This is a genomic window from Vibrio sp. Y2-5 (assembly GCF_014596725.1).
In the GTDB taxonomy this organism is placed as follows: domain Bacteria; phylum Pseudomonadota; class Gammaproteobacteria; order Enterobacterales; family Vibrionaceae; genus Vibrio.
Genome location: NZ_JACVEG010000002.1, coordinates 644,244 through 660,876, shown reverse-complemented (window position 1 = coordinate 660,876; position 16,633 = coordinate 644,244). Strand labels below are relative to the sequence as shown.

The 16,633-nt window shown below is 42.0% G+C and carries 13 protein-coding genes; 9 read left to right on the top strand and 4 right to left on the bottom strand.

Annotated features, from left to right (window positions below):
- Nucleotides 1-317 precede the first annotated feature (317 nt).
- The 3 genes from HUO09_RS08100 to HUO09_RS08090 all read right to left on the bottom strand — a co-directional run bounded on the left by HUO09_RS08100 (nt 318) and on the right by HUO09_RS08090 (nt 3,793).
- Nucleotides 318-629, bottom strand: coding sequence for a DUF1840 domain-containing protein (locus HUO09_RS08100; RefSeq protein ID WP_188233609.1), 312 nt, complete (start codon nt 627-629; stop codon nt 318-320).
- Nucleotides 630-976: 347 nt separating this feature from the next.
- A complete protein-coding gene (locus HUO09_RS08095; RefSeq protein ID WP_188233608.1) occupies nt 977-1,834 on the bottom strand; it encodes an alpha/beta fold hydrolase in 858 nt (285 codons plus the stop codon).
- Nucleotides 1,835-1,894: 60 nt separating this feature from the next.
- Nucleotides 1,895-3,793: an alkyl sulfatase dimerization domain-containing protein gene (locus tag HUO09_RS08090; protein WP_167411588.1), complete on the bottom strand. Its 1,899-nt coding sequence runs from the start codon at nt 3,791-3,793 to the stop codon at nt 1,895-1,897.
- 103 nt (nt 3,794-3,896) lie between these two features.
- On the opposite strand from HUO09_RS08090, the gene HUO09_RS08085 reads away from it, so the two are divergent.
- The 3 genes from HUO09_RS08085 (at nt 3,897) to HUO09_RS08075 (ending at nt 5,751) form a co-directional block, all read left to right on the top strand.
- A complete protein-coding gene (locus HUO09_RS08085; RefSeq protein WP_167411587.1) occupies nt 3,897-4,796 on the top strand; it encodes a LysR family transcriptional regulator in 900 nt (299 codons plus the stop codon).
- 149 nt (nt 4,797-4,945) lie between these two features.
- Entirely contained in the window at nt 4,946-5,221 is a 276-nt protein-coding gene (locus HUO09_RS08080) for a D-fructose-6-phosphate amidotransferase (RefSeq protein ID WP_167411586.1), read from the top strand.
- 218 nt (nt 5,222-5,439) lie between these two features.
- On the top strand, nt 5,440-5,751 hold the full coding sequence (locus HUO09_RS08075; RefSeq protein ID WP_167411585.1) for a hypothetical protein: 312 nt from the start codon (nt 5,440-5,442) through the stop codon (nt 5,749-5,751).
- A gap of 55 nt (nt 5,752-5,806) precedes the next feature.
- On the opposite strand, the gene HUO09_RS08070 is transcribed toward HUO09_RS08075, so the two are convergent.
- Entirely contained in the window at nt 5,807-7,522 is a 1,716-nt protein-coding gene (locus HUO09_RS08070) for a GGDEF domain-containing protein (protein WP_188233607.1), read from the bottom strand.
- Between the two features lie 305 nt (nt 7,523-7,827).
- Between HUO09_RS08070 and HUO09_RS08065 the strand changes: the two genes are divergently transcribed.
- The 6 genes from HUO09_RS08065 to astE all read left to right on the top strand — a co-directional run bounded on the left by HUO09_RS08065 (nt 7,828) and on the right by astE (nt 16,204).
- On the top strand, nt 7,828-9,744 hold the full coding sequence (locus HUO09_RS08065) for a diguanylate cyclase (protein ID WP_188233606.1): 1,917 nt from the start codon (nt 7,828-7,830) through the stop codon (nt 9,742-9,744).
- Between the two features lie 557 nt (nt 9,745-10,301).
- Complete coding sequence (locus tag HUO09_RS08060; protein WP_188233605.1) at nt 10,302-11,327, top strand: GlxA family transcriptional regulator; 1,026 nt, start codon at nt 10,302-10,304, stop codon at nt 11,325-11,327.
- A gap of 242 nt (nt 11,328-11,569) precedes the next feature.
- The gene (locus HUO09_RS08055) at nt 11,570-12,583 is read left to right on the top strand and encodes an arginine N-succinyltransferase (protein ID WP_167411581.1); all 1,014 of its coding nucleotides are present in this window, start codon (nt 11,570-11,572) and stop codon (nt 12,581-12,583) included.
- A 42-nt stretch (nt 12,584-12,625) separates the two neighbouring features.
- Nucleotides 12,626-13,681 carry an arginine N-succinyltransferase gene (gene astA, locus HUO09_RS08050; protein ID WP_188233604.1) on the top strand — a complete coding sequence of 352 codons (1,056 nt, stop codon included), beginning with the start codon at nt 12,626-12,628 and terminating at the stop codon, nt 13,679-13,681.
- Between the two features lie 163 nt (nt 13,682-13,844).
- The gene (astB, locus tag HUO09_RS08045; RefSeq protein WP_188233603.1) at nt 13,845-15,185 is read left to right on the top strand and encodes an N-succinylarginine dihydrolase; all 1,341 of its coding nucleotides are present in this window, start codon (nt 13,845-13,847) and stop codon (nt 15,183-15,185) included.
- 17 nt (nt 15,186-15,202) lie between these two features.
- Nucleotides 15,203-16,204: a succinylglutamate desuccinylase gene (gene astE, locus HUO09_RS08040; RefSeq protein WP_188233602.1), complete on the top strand. Its 1,002-nt coding sequence runs from the start codon at nt 15,203-15,205 to the stop codon at nt 16,202-16,204.
- The last annotated feature ends 429 nt before the right edge of the window (nt 16,205-16,633 follow it).

Below are 16,633 nucleotides of genomic sequence, written 5' to 3'. Positions count from 1 at the left end.
TAATTCTGAACGGATAAACGTCAATGAGAGCAATAATTTACAACATATAGTTGCTTCTCCTCCTATTCTGCTCGCCTTTAGTAAGCAACTCAATGTATATCAGCAAACTGTGTGACGACTCTGCGTATAATGGAATGAACGACAGCAAAACTGATTGAGTAATCGTCTATCGTTTCATTAATATTGATAAGGCAAGGTTCAATTAACAGAATGTGAAAGAGCCTTTACTCTAACAAGGAAAGGGGCATAAACGAGTTACTGAAACCACTTCATTGGATACTCTGGAGAAGGAAGAACTTCTGATGAGTGAGTTAATGCTACTCCCACATAACGTTATGTTTCCCCTCAATAGCTGTATTTAATAACTCAAGCAAGGGATAAGCTCTGTTAATCATCGAGACGGTGTACTCTGAGCTATCATCTTCGTCATCCGGTTCAGCGCTATTAAGATCCAGTCGATTTTCTTGTTCAAGCGCACTCTTTAGCTGAGCTAATGCCTCTGGAACATTTGGAGCCAGAATTGCACCTGGTACAGTTCCACTATGCCCCATCATTTTTATCATTTCCTGGGCAATTTCACCGAACATGGTGACATTTGCATGATTTTTACAGCTAAATGTTACTAACATAATAAATCCTCTTGTAGCGTACGTGCTAAACCAAACGATATCGAATCAGTATTGTCCCCCAAGACTAATAAGACAACTCTTCATTTTTCTAGTTTGACAAGAATAGATGACCAGATGGCGAACAGGAGCAATTGCTTCAGTTATGCCGGCGCTAAGAATTGAAGGTGTATTTCGCGTGGTAAAAACCTTAAAGGGATATGATTTCTCGACGTTCTGAATGAGTCGTCTAACAGACTTAAAGCCGAAGATGTCAGAGTACTCTGTTCCCATTCGGGCAAATTGCATGACACAAAAAAGCCAGCAGGGGGGAACTACTGGCTTGATTAACACTTTAAAACATCTGCGCTCTAGCGATGCTTAGCAGTAAAGTTGAGTACAAGTTCGTTGATTTCATCTGGCTTATCAAGCTGTACCCAGTGAGTCGCGTCATTGATTCGAGCAAATTCAAAGCTGGCATTTTCACCAATGAAATGCACAGAGTCCTTCATTTGCTTCTCACCTAAATAATAGTCATGTTCTGACCAAATACCGAAACAAGGTGCTTGAACTAGACCAAGGTCTTCAGCGTTCATCGGGCTTTCTAGGTTCAATGCGTTGCGATACCAGTTAATCGCTGGAACGATATCTTTACCTTCTTTAAAGGTTTCTTTCCAGTGTTCCCATTCAGGGTGGTTTCGCGTCCACTCTTTGAATAGTTTCCAATCTTCAGCAGCAAGTAAGTCTTGCGCCATTGGCAATTGGAAAAAGAAGAAATACCACGACATTTCACGCTGTTGGATATCAGGCATACTGAGTAGTACCAGCGGATGACCAACCGAAATTGCAGTCAGAGATTTTGTTGCTTGTGGGTAAATGCCCGCAAACGCCCAAGATACAACCGCACCCCAGTCATGACCCACAATATGAGCTTTCTCTATATTTAGGTGATCGAGAACCGCTTTCACATCTGAAGCAAGCATCGTGATGTGATAATGCTCTTTTTCCATTGGCTTGGACGTTTTACCGTAGCCACGCATGTCCAAAGTAATGACACGGTAGCCAGCACTGACAAATGGCTCAACTTGGTGACGCCAAGCATTCGCTGAGTCAGGGAAACCATGAACGAAAACAATAGGTTCACCTTGACCTTCGTCATAAGCCTGAATGGTAATGTCACCATTTGTTACTTGGAATTCACGACCTAGATGTGACATATCTGTATTCATATTTTTTCCTTCTTATAATCAGTAGTCGCCGGTGGCGACTACTGAAAAAGTGACAACGAATTATTTTTCAGATTGACCAAGCATTTTTGCTAAATCTTGTAAGCCTTTATCGTTTTTCCAATCATAAATAGGGTCAAACAATCCCATTAGCTGAGAAGCTGTAGCGTTATCACCTTGAGTGACTTTAATTTTGCCTGCTTTTAGCAGATCATCAAAAGTCGCAAGGTTGTTGTATATTTCAGCCCAAACTTCTGGTTTCATTTGTACCGTGACATCTGATTTAGCTTTACTCATTTCAGCATTATCAAGGTAATTGACTACCGCTCGGCTGATTTCAAGTCCGTATACATGGTTGTCACCAAAATCGAATTTAATGGTTGCCTCAGTATCACCTGAACGCTCAGGGTTGATACGAATACGGTAGTAGTCAACGTAGTCGTTGATATTTTTCATGATAGCTGCAGGTAATGCTGGAACGTTCTTAATGATATTCACTTCTCCACGAAGTTCCGCCGCTTGTGCCATATAGAAAGAACGAGAGTTAGTTGACGTTGCACGGTAACCCATCTGTTCTAGAGCATCAGCTTTTAACTCTTTGTTCTCTTGAGTCGGGTTGATCTTGACCAGAAAATCAGAAAGTTGCGCCGACCATAAATAGTCACCGTTATCGAAAGCTGTCTTCGCTAGATTGTAAACTTTCTCTTCGCCGCCCATTGCAGAGACCATGCGTGTCGCTTCGTCTTGTGGGTGCAACTTATTCAAATGTGCTGCATTACGATCAAATTGTCCGAATAACGCCGTGTAAATGCGTGGCGCCATGATGGATACTTCACCGTAGTTTTGTACAAGAATTGGCGATTCTTCCAAGTATTTAGGCAATTTTACGCTATAACGAAGCTCGTCTGGACCTTGACCTAATGCAATATGTTTCAATGATTGGTCAAGTACAAACGCTAAACCATCATGGTAATCTTTCAGGCGCTTATTAATTTTGTCATTACCAACCATTGAAGTTGAATGCGTTGACATTACGATTTCTGGTTTGAGTTCTTTGATTTTTTCTACTGCATTCATCCACTCATTTGGATTGCGGTAACGTCCACCACGAGCACTGTAGATATTCGGGAACCATCCCCAAAGAACGTTGTTCACTACGGCTTTTTTACTTGGAATATAAGACATTAGCTGATTGGCAGTATCAGTAGCGATCCCTTCCATGTAGAACACAATATCTAGGCCTGCGACATTGATAGTTTCACCATCATAAGTTGGCGATAAGTTTACTGGCACGAAACCACTTTGGTCTGGCATGATGGTGTTCTTGTAAGCCGCATTGTCACCTTTCTCTGGTGTTGCATACGCATTAAACTGCTCAATACTACGACCAATTGTTATGCCACTGGTTTCTGGGTGAATGGATGCGGCACCGCCATTTTTAGCGATAGAGGAATTGGTATTAGGGTGACCGATTATGGTTATATTGTTGTTTCCACGGGCTGCTTCTTGTTCAACAAAATAACGTGCCCCAAAGACATAGTGCTCGTGCGAATATACGATTGCAGCAATAGGCTTATCTGTTTCTTTACGCAACATCGCATAGAACTCTGCTGCATCATGCCCATTGTCACCAGTATCAAAAACTATCAGTCCTTTAGGCGCTTCAACCACACTGACATTCAAAATTGAACGTGTGGCAAAAGTCCAGATACCATCAGCAACGTTTATTGTAATTGGGTCATCGTAAGAAGCACGCTGCGTGCTGTTCACGTCTAGATTCCAGTATGCGGCCGTTTCTTGATTTACTTTTGCGTTATTACCGTTTTCTGGAAGGTGGGTTAGTGGCGTATCTTTCGCATTCATGTAGGGAGAGTTGAAATCAACGTCATTAGCTGCAAATGATGATGTTGCTGTTAACGCCATGATAGAGGCTAGCGCTAGAGTCAGAGCTTTCACTTTCATATTTATAACCTTGTGTCTGGTTCAATTTTATATGATTGTGCCCTTGTAAAAATCATAACTAAAGTTAAGATTACCTTGCGTATATTGCAAGAAGGTGTAAGACATGGACTTAAAGAACCGTTATTTGGACCTACCGTTAGATCTAATGAAAACCATGATCTTGCTCTATCACAATCCGAACCTTAAGAAAGTCGGAGACATTCTTAATAAGTCTGAAAGTGCCGTTAGCCGCGACATAACTAAGTTACGTGAAAAGTTAAATGACCCTATTTTTATTCGCAGTGCCCAAGGTATGGAGCTCACACCTTTAATTCAGCAAATCGCCCCACAGGTGGAACTGCACTTTAACCAAATTGCCAATGTGTTGAAACAAGCTTCGACTTCCCGAACGGATTTCTCTCAATATGCGCAACCTATTGTGATTGCACTCAATTCCTATATTTATCAATACTCCGCAGCAAGATTAACCACTGTGTTAATGAAACATTTTCCTAAAGCTACTTTTCATATTCAGCGTTGGGGAAAATATACCCTTAAAGGCATTGAGTCCGGAGACATAGATATTGGCGTTCACTTTAATGATTTTGAAACCGACAAAGGAATCGCTCAGCGCTATATTTGCAAATATCATGTTTATTTGGCTTGCCACCCTGATGTTGTAATTAATCAGTTAGATGATGTGCTCGATAACTTGTTGATTATATCTAGGTTATCGTCCTGGAATGAACATCGATATCGCCTACTGGAAAAGCTAGAACTGGAGCCAACAAAAGTCGCTTACGTTGACTCACTAGCGACGGCGTACGAAATTATTCAAACGGTGCCATCAGTCTCTTTTCTACCCGACTTTATCTACGATAGTTCAAAGGTGAAAATCGTAAAATTAGGTGAAGATATAGATTATTTACTCTCATCTTTTGTTAAACAAAGTCACAGTAAGGAACCATTCACCCTGTATTTGCATGAGCTAATACAATCGGTCTTCTCGTCGCAAGAGAAATGAGATGGCACACAACCCCGCTGATTCAAACGGTGATACCACTTTGGCAAACTTAATTTACGCGAACAGAAAGAGAAACTTGATTCATATCAAGTAACCAACCGGGTAAATAGGAGTACGTTAGATCTTGTCCAATTTTTGAGGGATTAAAAATGACAACATCTAAAGTGATTTTGAGAAATTTTCTCGGGCTGATACTCATTATGTCCGTAGTGTTATGTGGGCTCTATATCTTGCTCGATGCCCTAGCGATATTCGCTTATTTCAATCATGAAGTGGTGATTGCAAATCAATTCATTGATGAATCTTTTTACCTCTTGATATTCTTTATACCGCCATACTTCATTGGCAAATACATTAATCGTCCAGAAATAGTTCAGGCGCTTGAAGACTATATTTTATCAAAAAGTAAAAGTGAGCATTTCTAGCTCAACTCTATAGAAACGAATGAGTTCTCGTGCACATTCTACCGAACAGTGAGCATCGCTGGCTTCAACAACCGTAGGGTTGCGTTTCGGTAGAATGTCTGTCGTTTGCCTCCAGTAGTAATTAACAAAACTGTTAACATGAACTAATAATTCACTCATAAAACAAAAAGCTTTGCCTATACTTGAACTATGTTGGTACATCGAATATGGATATCTTGATGGCAGAACAAAATATAGGGCAAATCCTTCAGGCTTTTAACAGCATTGAATCCAAAATCCGTGAACAAAGTGGATTACTCAAAGCTCTCACGGCTCAAGTCAAAGCGCTCGAAGGTCAAAATAAACAATTAGTGCAACTTGTGCATCAGTTGAAATCCCCTTCAACACCGCCAACTGATCAGTTTGAATCGGGCAAAGCGGAATTCCAAAACTCTGTAACAAAAAGCTTGAAGTCAATTGAAGAGCAATCGAAAAAAACCATGGATATGATCAAAGCCAATGGTGGCGCGAAAAAACGAGCATGGCCTTAGTTTACAAATCTGTTGGCATGAAAACTAAACGACTTCGTTTACTGTCTAATTCGTTTTAAACGCTACTTTCATTGTTATCTATTGCTTTAACTTGATTAATATAAAAGCCGTTTCTTCCGTTATCTTTTGCTTTATATAACGCTTGGTCGGCATTTTGTAACCAGGTGTCGATGTTTTGTCCTTTGACGTACATAGCTCCACCGATACTCACACTGATTGAAAAACGATTGGAAAACTGATGACGTGAGATTTGCGAACATAAGCGCCCAGCCAATTGAACAAGCTCGTTTGCATCAACGTTCACCAAAAGCACAAGAAACTCATCGCCTCCCCAACGGGCCGCCATGTCATAGGAACGGATGGTTTGTTTAATCACTTCCGCTATTGCTTTGAGTGATTCATCTCCTGCGGCATGGCCATAGGTATCATTGATATCTTTAAACCAGTCGATATCAATCCATAATAACCCCAATGGAAGATCTTCACGTTCAGCCCGATTTAAGCTTGCTTCAATTTGCTCAGCCATACCTCGACGGTTATACAATTCAGTTAACGGATCTATTTGAGTAAGCCGTTCAAGTTCAGCGGTTCTTTCATGTACCTTGCGCTCCAGATCTCTCTTAGACTGTAAGGCTGATTCAGCCATTTGAATAAAGTGGTAGGTCACCCTCCCCAGCTCGCCTCTTCTACGTATTGTAATTTCAGACTTCGGATTCTTACCTTTCTCAAATAAAGCCAACGCTTTGTCCAGTTCACTGATTGGATTCAAAACCAAACGCGTTAGCACCAAATTCATAAGCGTCAGTGCAATCAATAGTGTTCCAATAAACACTAATACGATCTTGGTGAAGTGAGAGATAGGAAGGAAGATATTCAAATCAATTAGTGTTATTTCATACCAGTCAATTTCAGGTAGGTAAACCAAGCCCACCAATTGACGAGATCCCTGTAAATCTACAAAAGTTGTTGCTACTTGTTTGTCACCAGACTCTAACTCACGCATCGATTGGTAAATGCTTTCTAAGTCATTTTTATTGTCAAAAATCAGATCAATCGTCTTATGCGTGCCTTTTGTTTTTGTCACCGAGCCAAAGTCAATCATGGCTTTGTCTCTATGAAGCTGAATTGCCCCCACATGATCAATAAAGAAGCTGTGTATGCCGGGTTCAACTTCTTCTACTACGCTATTTAAGAAAGTCGTAAGGTCTAACCCTGTCCCAACCATGCCAAGAATTTCGTCACCATCTTTAATAAGAACATCAATCCACAACTTAGTAATTCCAAGCTCAACGTCAGGGTTTACGTTGATATGAATGTCGCGTTTTTGTTCAATTAGATTGTAAAACCAGCTGTCCTCTTGCTTACTTTCATCTAATACATAGCGAAATTCTTTACCCCGAAATTCATTTTGCGCATTGTTGTGGTAATAATGCCCATTACTCAATAAAGCGACAAAGTAACTCTTGTCTTGAAAGTTCTGGCGATAATTTTCTAATTCATCGAGCGCAATAGTTTGCAAAGATTCATTTTGAGGAGAATGTGCCCACTGCTTAATGGTATTGGAAGTGGCAAGCTGACGGGAAAGCGCCAGTTCCCGCAGAATAGGTTGAAGTGTGCGGCTCTTATCGTAAAGAGTTTGTTTGGTTATATAACGCGGAGCCCACTGCTCAATGATTCCCTCAGCAAGTGTTCTAACTAGCCAAGAAACCGCGCCTGCGGTGACAATAAACACCAGAGCAGTAACTAACATAAACTGAGGCTTTAACTTCATTTTCTCTCCAGTGGAGTTTTCATTGTGCTGGGCTATATCTAGAGCTTTAGCTAACGCTAATGAAACAATATCAGATATTTGATAAGAAAAGCATTCGCTAATTGAATATTAAGTGAAAGATCATAGGGGTAATAAAAAAAGTGGAATCTAACACATAGTTACAAACCTGCGTTAAGTTGAATTTTCTAAATAGATGAGTGGTTCGACAAGGTTTACATATTTCGTATAAGATAAAACACATTTCAAATAAACAACCATTTAATTTCTGTCTATCTTTAAAGAACGAGGGGCAAAGGAAATGATAAATGCGGTTACATAAAAGCCTTCCAAAACTCATTTTTATCCTAATATCGTTTGGGACAATCATTGTTGTAACCGAGTTTCTAACAAGAGAGCTGATATTCTCTGATCAGACAGAAACTATAGCTCTGACCAACGCCAATCAGAAAACTAAAGAAAGAGAGAATTTACTCACCAACTTCTTCTCTAACTCAGAAAACACAGTGAGAGCGATACGATCCAGCCAATTTTTCAATCAGTTTCTAAATAGCCAACTGAAGGATAAAAAGGAGTTTGAACAATTGGCACTTTCTATCGCCATAAGCCAGCAGGATATAATGAAGATCCGTTTTATCGACAAAAACGGAATGGAAATCGTCAGAATTGACAGAGATAAGTTTGGTGACGAAGCCAAAATTGTTGCAGAAAATAAACTGCAAAATAAGTCCCATCGTTACTTTTTTTATGACTCTGTAGGCAAGCAGCCCGAACAAATCTGGTTTTCACATTTTGACTTGAATGAAGATAATGGACGGGTTGAAATACCGTATAAGCCGACAGTACGAGCAGTGATGCCCCTCTCTTATAAGAACACTTTCTCTGGTATTTTAATTATTAACTATTTTACCAAACCACTTTTCGATACCTTTGCCAATGCACCTTTATACCAATCGATACTTGTCGATAGTAACGGTGAAATCCTACTTCACTATGACAAAAGCAGAAATTGGAGCCGTTACAGTAAAAATGACAATATTTATAAAGATATTCCTGATTTTGAGGAATTAGTGAACAACGCCACCTATCAGAATTCGAATATTTACTCGAGAAAACTCAACCTGCCAAACGATCAGCAACTGATTTTGATTCTTTCTCTTAATAGTACTTACTCACACTTGCAGGCATCGATGTCTCATAAGAGTTTTTTATATAGTTCAGGAATCACCTTATTTATTACCATTGTCTTTGGTTTCATCTTTGCCAGTGTGTTAAGCAAATTTTTCACCGATTACGCGAATCGTGGAAACTATATTGAGAAACTGATGGATCTTAATTTGCGAATTAACAACCTCAACCAAAAGAACAAACTTTATATGGAAATGGCCAGTGATGGCATACACATTCTCGACAAAAAAGGGAACATCGTTGCTTTTAGTCATTCCTTTGCAGAATTACTTGGTTACAGCGAAGAAGAGACGGCAAAGTTAAATGTGCGCGACTGGGAAGCCAAATTGAAACCCGATGAAATTTTCGAGACGATGGCGACCTTCGGCACTGAAGCCAAGAAATACGAAACGCGACATCGAAGAAAAGATGGAACCATTATTGATGTAGAACTTAATGCCAAGTGGATAAAGGCCGCTGACGGTCGTTATTTCTATGCGTCTTCACGAGATATCACTGATCGTATTCGCTTAGAAAAAGAACTGCATAAATTGGCGACCACAGACGCATTAACCCAACTGCCAACACGTAGAGTATTTATGGAGCGGCTCGCTACTGAGATGGAAAGATACCATCGCAAACAATGTGACGCTGTCACGGTTATTTTTATCGATCTAGACAACTTTAAGGCGATTAACGACACATACGGCCATGCTGGCGGAGACAAAGTACTGGTATCGGTTGCCAATATTCTTATGGACGAAATTCGCAAAGTTGACTCTGTAGGGCGTTTAGGCGGTGAAGAGTTTGGCCTGATATTAACCGGAACCACCGCCGAAATGTCGGTGCACTTTACTAACCGCATACGCAAGCGGATAGAAGAGTGCCCAGTCGTGTTAGATCACAGCGTCATACATTGTACCGCCAGCATGGGAATTACCACCATTAACATGCTGGATACCGACACCGATAAGATACTCGAACGGGCCGACAAAGCACTGTATAGAGCGAAACATCTCGGCCGAAACCGGGTAGAAGTCTTCAAAGAGCTAGCTTAAATTTCGTCTCACTAGAGACTGTGTGTTCTGCTTTAATATCCTAACGCTCACCGACTGGTGGGTGTTTTATTTTTGGAGTTAAAACGTAGAATGGAATTGAATGAATTATCCATGAATGATTGAATAAGATTAAATATTAATTCACATTTATCATATTTATAGTCAGTTAAATGCCACCCTACTAAAACGTCCCAAAATCAGCACATACAAGAAAAAGAAAAATAAAAAATTTACTTAAATTTCATAAAGTTAAAGAAAAACAACCCCCTTAACTTGTTTCCTATTTGTTTCATTTGTTATTTTTTAATTATGCCTTTAATAATTTTATGCGGTAAAATCACTCAACAAACAAAATGGTCAACAACATTATTTATTAATATTTCCCATATCTATTGAATATATTTTCATCTTTAAAACATCTTTATGATTATTTATTCGTTAGTAACCCAAATATTCATTTTTATTATTGGTAGTTGTTGACCTGAATTTCGAATGTAAGCGATCGAGTCTACGGACAAACGGAGTGCTTACATCTAGCAGGATGCGCTGACATAAGTATGCCAAAAACTTCTTCACAGCACAGAATTGGAATTTTTATCCCAAGTGATTGCTCTTTGCTTACTTTGGGAGCAATCACTGAGCCTTTTGCACAGGTGAACAAAATTCTGGGTGAAGAGAAATTTCAACTTCTTTATGTGGGAGAAAAGGCAGGAGCAAACATCGAAATCAGTGGTTTTCCGCAATCGATGGCAAGCCCACCTATCACCTTGGTGACGCAAGCAAGCCTCGCAGACATCCCCCAATACGATTTGCTTATCATTGCCAGCGAACAACGACCAGAATCCCCCTTATCCAAAAGCACTCAACTCGCGCTGCTACACTACTATCAGCAAGAAAACACGTTCATTATCAGTGTACAGGCAGGCTGTTTTTGGCTGCTGGAAAGTGGTATTGGGCTCGATGCATCATGGGCGGTTCACTGGCGCTGGGAAGATGAAATAAAAACAAAATATCCAGACCTTACTGTTCAATACGAACACTTTTGTCAGTCCGCCAAGTTGGCAAGCTGCGCAAGTTATTCCGACTGCCTCGATTTGTTAATGGTTTATCTTGCCAAACATGAAAGCCAAGTGGCCGCGCACTCCGTCGCTGATGAGTTGTACCTAGACAGAGACAAACCGTCGTCACAACAACGAAATGTCACTTCAGGTAATGAGCTGGCTAATGGCGGACTGGAAAACATCGAGTTACCTCCACGGCTCGAAAAAGCCATCTCACTAATGGAAAGCAATCTGGAAGAACCACTGTCAGCAGACATGATCGCCGATTTAGTGCATGTATCGAGACGCCAGCTAGAGCGGCTTTTCAAACGATATCTCGACACCATGCCGGCTCGTTACTACCTGCAATTGAGATTAAAGAAAGCACGAGATCTGTTACAGACCACCAATTTGTCAGTGGTACAAATCGGCCTGACTTGTGGGTTCTCAAGTGGTCCGCATTTTTCGTCTGCTTATAAAGCGTATTTTGAAATCACACCCAGAGAAGAGAGGTCGAAACGTTTATATGCAACCAAGAATTAATGTAAAAAGCGACCTCACAATTGTTAATGAAAGGTGAAAATATATAAAAACTGGTCGTTTTTACGAACGTAATGTCGTAACTCGTCGCGTATTCTGACAATGATGGAACTGTTCACAGAGGCAAACACAATGACGTTTCCCTTTATCAGAGCCGAAGAGTACGGAGTAAGAACTCGGATACTGGCCTTGCTCAATTGAGTAAGTACTAAAAGCGTTGATAGATACAAAATAAGGTTAAACCCATGATTGTATTACGTCCTGTCACACTGACTGATTTAAGCAACATAGAAAAGCTTGCGATAGATAGCGGCCCAATGGTGTGTACTCTGCCAGCGAAGCGCGAACACCTATTGCAGAAAATCGAGCAGTCCATTTACTCATTCGAACAAGACGTTTTTTGTCCGGGCGAAGAATCTTACTTCTTTGTATTGGAAGAGACCGACACCGGGCATTTGTTGGGCACAGGAGCCATCAACGCGTTAGCGGGATATCGTCAGGCGTTCTATTCGTTTCGCAACGACATCATTATCCACTCCTCACGAGAGTTAAATGTTCACAGCCGTATTCACGCATTGACGCTGAATCATGACTTAAGTGACCACTCTCAACTGTGCTCTTTTTATATTGATCCATCGCAGCACCACACGCCTTCCCCGGCGTTAATCACGCTAGGACGTTTGATGTTCATGAACGCGAACCCTAACCGATTCGCGAATGAATGGATGGCGGTGCTGCCGGGTATTGCAGACACCCAAGGCCGCGCCCCTTTTTGGGAACACGTTGGTCGAAAATTTTTCGGCATGGACTACAACCAAGTCGAATACTACAACGGCACTCGCGACAAAGCGTTTGTTGCAGAACTGATGCCTCACTATCCGCTTTACGTGCCTCTTATTGACGAAGAAGCACAAGCGGTTATGGGACAAGTTCATCAAGATGCTGAAATTCAATATCAGCTCTTAAATGACCAAGGTTTTGAGCCAGACAAGTATGTGGAAATCTTCGATGCTGGCCCTATTTTGACGGCTCCGCACAATGCGTTGCCTATTTGTTTGAATATGAAAACCGGGTCACTGGTCGGTGAACCTCTTCACGCTGACACAAAGCAATACTTGGTTGGTTACCAAGGAGCCAAAGGCTTCTGTGCGTTTATCGCAGAGGGGAACCAAACAGAGGATCGACTGATCATTACTAAAGAATTGATGGAAGAAGTGGGTCTGACTCAGCACCAGAAGGTGTGGTTTTTAGCCCTGTAGTCTCTTCTCTCTTTTCAGGAAAAATAACAAGGAATTTAAACTATGATGGTAATTCGCCCAGTCACTAGGGATGACAAGCAAGCTTTATTAAAACTGGCGACCAAAACCGGTGTAGGTTTTACGTCACTACCAAACAATGAAGCGCGATTGGCAGCACGTATTGAGCGTATGATCGAGACATGGGAAGGGAAAGCACCTATTCACGATCAAGGCTATCTATTTGTATTGGAAGATACGGAAAGCAAACAAGTGGTTGGTATCAGTGGCGTAGAAGTCGCGATTGGTCTGACAGAACCTTGGTATGATTTCCGTGTTGGCACTTTGGTACATGCGTCAAAGGAACTTAATGTGTATACCCAAATGCCAACGCTTTTCCTCAGCAATGACCACACAGGTTACAGTGAACTTTGTACACTGTTCTTAGACCCTGATTACCGGAAAAATAAGAACGGTCACTTGCTGTCGAAAAGTCGCATGCTATTTATGTCTACCTTTACAGACAAATTTGCAGACAAACTGATCGCTGAGATGCGCGGTGTGTCTGACGAGAACGGTAACTCGCCATTCTGGGAAAGTTTAGGTCGTCACTTCTTCTCTATCGACTTTAGCGAAGCAGATTACCTGACAGGTATTGGTCAAAAAGCGTTTATCGCAGAGTTAATGCCTAAACACCCGATGTATGTTGATTTCTTAACCGACGAAGCAAAAGCGGTCATTGCAGAAGTGCACGAGAGCACGCTTCCTGCACGTAAGATCCTTGAAAGTGAAGGCATGCGTTATGAAGGCTACATCGACATTTTTGATGCAGGCCCTACGCTCGAAGCGTACACCAAAGATCTTCGTATGGTTCGTGAAAGTGAAACTCGTAAAGTATTGATTTCAGATTCCTATCACGAAACAGAATCAACCCTACTTGTTGGCAACCTTGATTACCGTAATTATCGAGCCATCATTGGTTGTCAGCCTTGTACAGAAACAGAAATTACCCTGTCTCCGGCACAAGCAGAGATATTAAATGTTACGAATGGCGACTTGATTCGAGTTGCGCCACTGTTTGCAAAAGAAGAGTGTCGCGAAGAGCTCGCTCAATCCGAGTAATTGAATATTCATGGCAGAAAATACCCTCGCGCCTTAATCGGTACACTTATTAGAAATTTATCGATTAAGTCGCTGGGGTAGACAAACAATAACAACGTACCCTGCCCAAACTGTTTACCTCGCCTACTCTTCCAAGTGAGTAGGCTGATAGGAGTCTAAAATTATGTCAGCTTATGAAGTTAACTTTGACGGTCTTGTCGGTTTAACTCACAACTACGCAGGCCTTTCGTTTGGTAACGTTGCGTCTACATCGAACAAAAACGCAGTAGCAAACCCAAAACTCGCAGCGCTGCAAGGTTTAGCGAAGATGAAAAACCTTGCGGATTCAGGTTTCAAGCAAGGTGTGCTTCCTCCGCAGGAGCGTCCATGCGTTCACACTCTGCGTACTTTAGGTTTCTCAGGTACCGATGCAGAAGTAATTGCTCAAGCCGCGGAAAAAGCACCGCAACTGCTTGCGAATGTCAGTTCAGCCTCTTCAATGTGGGTAGCCAACGCGGCGACCGTTTCTCCTTCTGCGGATACTGCGGATGGTAAAGTTCACTTCACTGTGGCGAACCTAAACAACAAGTTCCACCGTTCCATTGAAGACCAAACCACCAGCAACGCGTTAAAAGCGATTTTTGCTGATAATCAACACTTTGCCCACCATGCCGCGCTACCACAACAAATGCTATTCGGCGATGAAGGTGCAGCGAACCACAACCGCTTATGTCGCAGCTATGGCGATAAAGGCGTTGAAGTGTTCGTGTATGGTCGCCAAGCATTTGGTGGTCAGGTTGAACCTAAAATCTTCCCTGCTCGCCAAACGCGTGAAGCAAGCGAAGCAGTGGCTCGTCTGCATCAGTTAGACGAATCACAAACCGTATTCCTACAGCAAAACCCAGATGTGATTGACCAAGGCGTATTCCACAACGACGTGATTGCAGTAAGTAACGGCCCCGTTCTTTTCCATCACCAAGAAGCGTTCCTCAATCAAGCGCCTGTGTTTGATGAAATTCGCCGCAAGCTAGGCCAATTTGAATGTGAATTCACGCCAATCGAAGTACCGACGAACAAAGTATCAGTGCAAGACGCAGTGGGCACATACCTATTCAACAGCCAGCTTCTAACCAAAGCTGACGGCAGTATGGTAATTGTGGTTCCAGAAGAATCACGTAAGAACGAGCGCGTTTGGACATACCTGACAGAGCTAACCAAAAGCGGTGGTCCAATCAACGAAGTGAAAGTATTCGACCTACGCGAAAGTATGTGTAATGGTGGTGGCCCAGCTTGTCTGCGTTTGCGTGTTGTTCTTAACGAACAAGAGCTTAAAGCAGCGAACCCGCATGCAATAATGAATGATGCGCTTTATGGTTCACTGACTCAGTGGGTGAATAAACACTACCGTGATCGCCTGACGGAAGCTGATTTGGCAGATCCACAGCTACTGGTTGAAAACCGCACTGCACTGGATGAGCTGACTCAAATCATGAACCTTGGTTCAATCTACCCATTCCAACGCTAAGCAAGGATTTATTGGAAATGGATTTTTTAAAACAGACACTTTCAGGGGAAGCCTTTTCCCCTTCATTAGGTGAAACAACCGCTTTGCGTTGGAGTTGTCCGGCGCAAGGTGTTATCGCTTTCGAACCTCTAGAGTTCTCAGATAGCCCACAATCGAAAAGTGTGGTTATCTCCGCAGGCATTCACGGTAACGAAACCGCGCCCATCGAAATCGTTTCTGAGTTGGTTCAAGATTTTCTGGCAGAGAGACGTTCTTTGAATGTTCGCCTGTTAGTCATTCTTGGCAATCTTGAAGCTATGCGCACAGGTGACCGCTACCTAGAAGTGGACATGAACCGCTTATTCAGTGGTAAACATGCCAATTATGAAGCGTGTGAAGAAACTCGTCGCGCACAAATCATTGAACAGCAAGTGATCTCGTTCTTTGAACAACAACCCAATACTCAGCGTGTTCACTTTGACCTGCATACCGCAAGAAAGCCGTCATTCCATGTGCGATTCGGCCTGCTTCCTTATGTAGAATCTGGCAAGTATCAACCTGAAATGATCGAATGGCTGTGTTATGTGGGCTTAGAGGCACTGGTGATCAACCATGCTCCTTCAGCAACGTTCAGCTACTTCAGTAGCCAGACTTGTGGTGCTCAAAGCTGTACTTTAGAACTGGGCAAAGCACTGCCATTTGGCGAAAATGATCTTTCGCAGTTTATTGGTATCAAAGAAGGCTTAATCGCCCTTACCACAGGCACTTCTTGCCCTGACAACAGTGCACCAGAAATGCCTGTTTATAAAGTTAGCCAAGAACTCACCAAACTGACCGAAGCGTTTGAACTCAACTTTGCCGAAAGCGTGCATAACTTCACAGCATTCGAAAAAGGCTGTTTGCTTGCTACCGACGGCGATAAGCAGTACCGAGTGGAACAAGACCAAGAGTGGCTGATTTTTCCGAATAGCGGCGTCCGTCCGGGTTTGAGAGCAGGTCTCATGCTCACTCAAACCGCTTTAAAAGACTGGATAGCCTAACTATTCCCACTTCATCTAAGCGCAATTTGTCGTATTTAATTCAGTGTGAATACGAGATGGCAGGTTACGCTTAGTTATTTGTGCCTTACCTTCTTACACTGCCAAGCATTACAAGTTCAACACTACCCCATCACTTTTACTTGCTTCAATTTCTTAGCTTGAGTTCCAGACTCTTTGACCAAACTTATTTATTACTCGGGAATGAGTAGCCAACAGAAAAGGCCAAAATCAATTTGAATTCAGCGTAAACAACACGTCGGTTGAAAGCCATTTTGAGTCTCAATAAAAAGATTCTCTAAAAATTTATTCCACACTTTAATCGCCTCCTTACTAACCGAGTTCCCATACTCATCGAACACTTTTTGTGACTGTTCGCTTACGTTCGTGTTTTTTAAACCATATTAGGGGAGTTGTTGGCGATAGGTCGGT

What these genes read in the sequence shown, in the direction of transcription:
- HUO09_RS08100 (WP_188233609.1), bottom strand. Translation starts at nt 629, where the DNA reads ATGTTAGTAACATTTAGCTGTAAAAATCATGCAAATGTCACCATGTTC.
- HUO09_RS08095 (WP_188233608.1), bottom strand. Translation starts at nt 1,834, where the DNA reads ATGAATACAGATATGTCACATCTAGGTCGTGAATTCCAAGTAACAAAT.
- HUO09_RS08055 (WP_167411581.1), top strand. Translation starts at nt 11,570, where the DNA reads ATGATTGTATTACGTCCTGTCACACTGACTGATTTAAGCAACATAGAA.
- HUO09_RS08080 (WP_167411586.1), top strand. Translation starts at nt 4,946, where the DNA reads ATGACAACATCTAAAGTGATTTTGAGAAATTTTCTCGGGCTGATACTC.
- HUO09_RS08070 (WP_188233607.1), bottom strand. Translation starts at nt 7,522, where the DNA reads ATGAAGTTAAAGCCTCAGTTTATGTTAGTTACTGCTCTGGTGTTTATT.
- HUO09_RS08065 (WP_188233606.1), top strand. Translation starts at nt 7,828, where the DNA reads ATGCGGTTACATAAAAGCCTTCCAAAACTCATTTTTATCCTAATATCG.
- HUO09_RS08085 (WP_167411587.1), top strand. Translation starts at nt 3,897, where the DNA reads ATGGACTTAAAGAACCGTTATTTGGACCTACCGTTAGATCTAATGAAA.
- HUO09_RS08090 (WP_167411588.1), bottom strand. Translation starts at nt 3,793, where the DNA reads ATGAAAGTGAAAGCTCTGACTCTAGCGCTAGCCTCTATCATGGCGTTA.
- HUO09_RS08075 (WP_167411585.1), top strand. Translation starts at nt 5,440, where the DNA reads ATGGCAGAACAAAATATAGGGCAAATCCTTCAGGCTTTTAACAGCATT.
- HUO09_RS08060 (WP_188233605.1), top strand. Translation starts at nt 10,302, where the DNA reads ATGCCAAAAACTTCTTCACAGCACAGAATTGGAATTTTTATCCCAAGT.
- astA (WP_188233604.1), top strand. Translation starts at nt 12,626, where the DNA reads ATGATGGTAATTCGCCCAGTCACTAGGGATGACAAGCAAGCTTTATTA.
- astE (WP_188233602.1), top strand. Translation starts at nt 15,203, where the DNA reads ATGGATTTTTTAAAACAGACACTTTCAGGGGAAGCCTTTTCCCCTTCA.
- astB (WP_188233603.1), top strand. Translation starts at nt 13,845, where the DNA reads ATGTCAGCTTATGAAGTTAACTTTGACGGTCTTGTCGGTTTAACTCAC.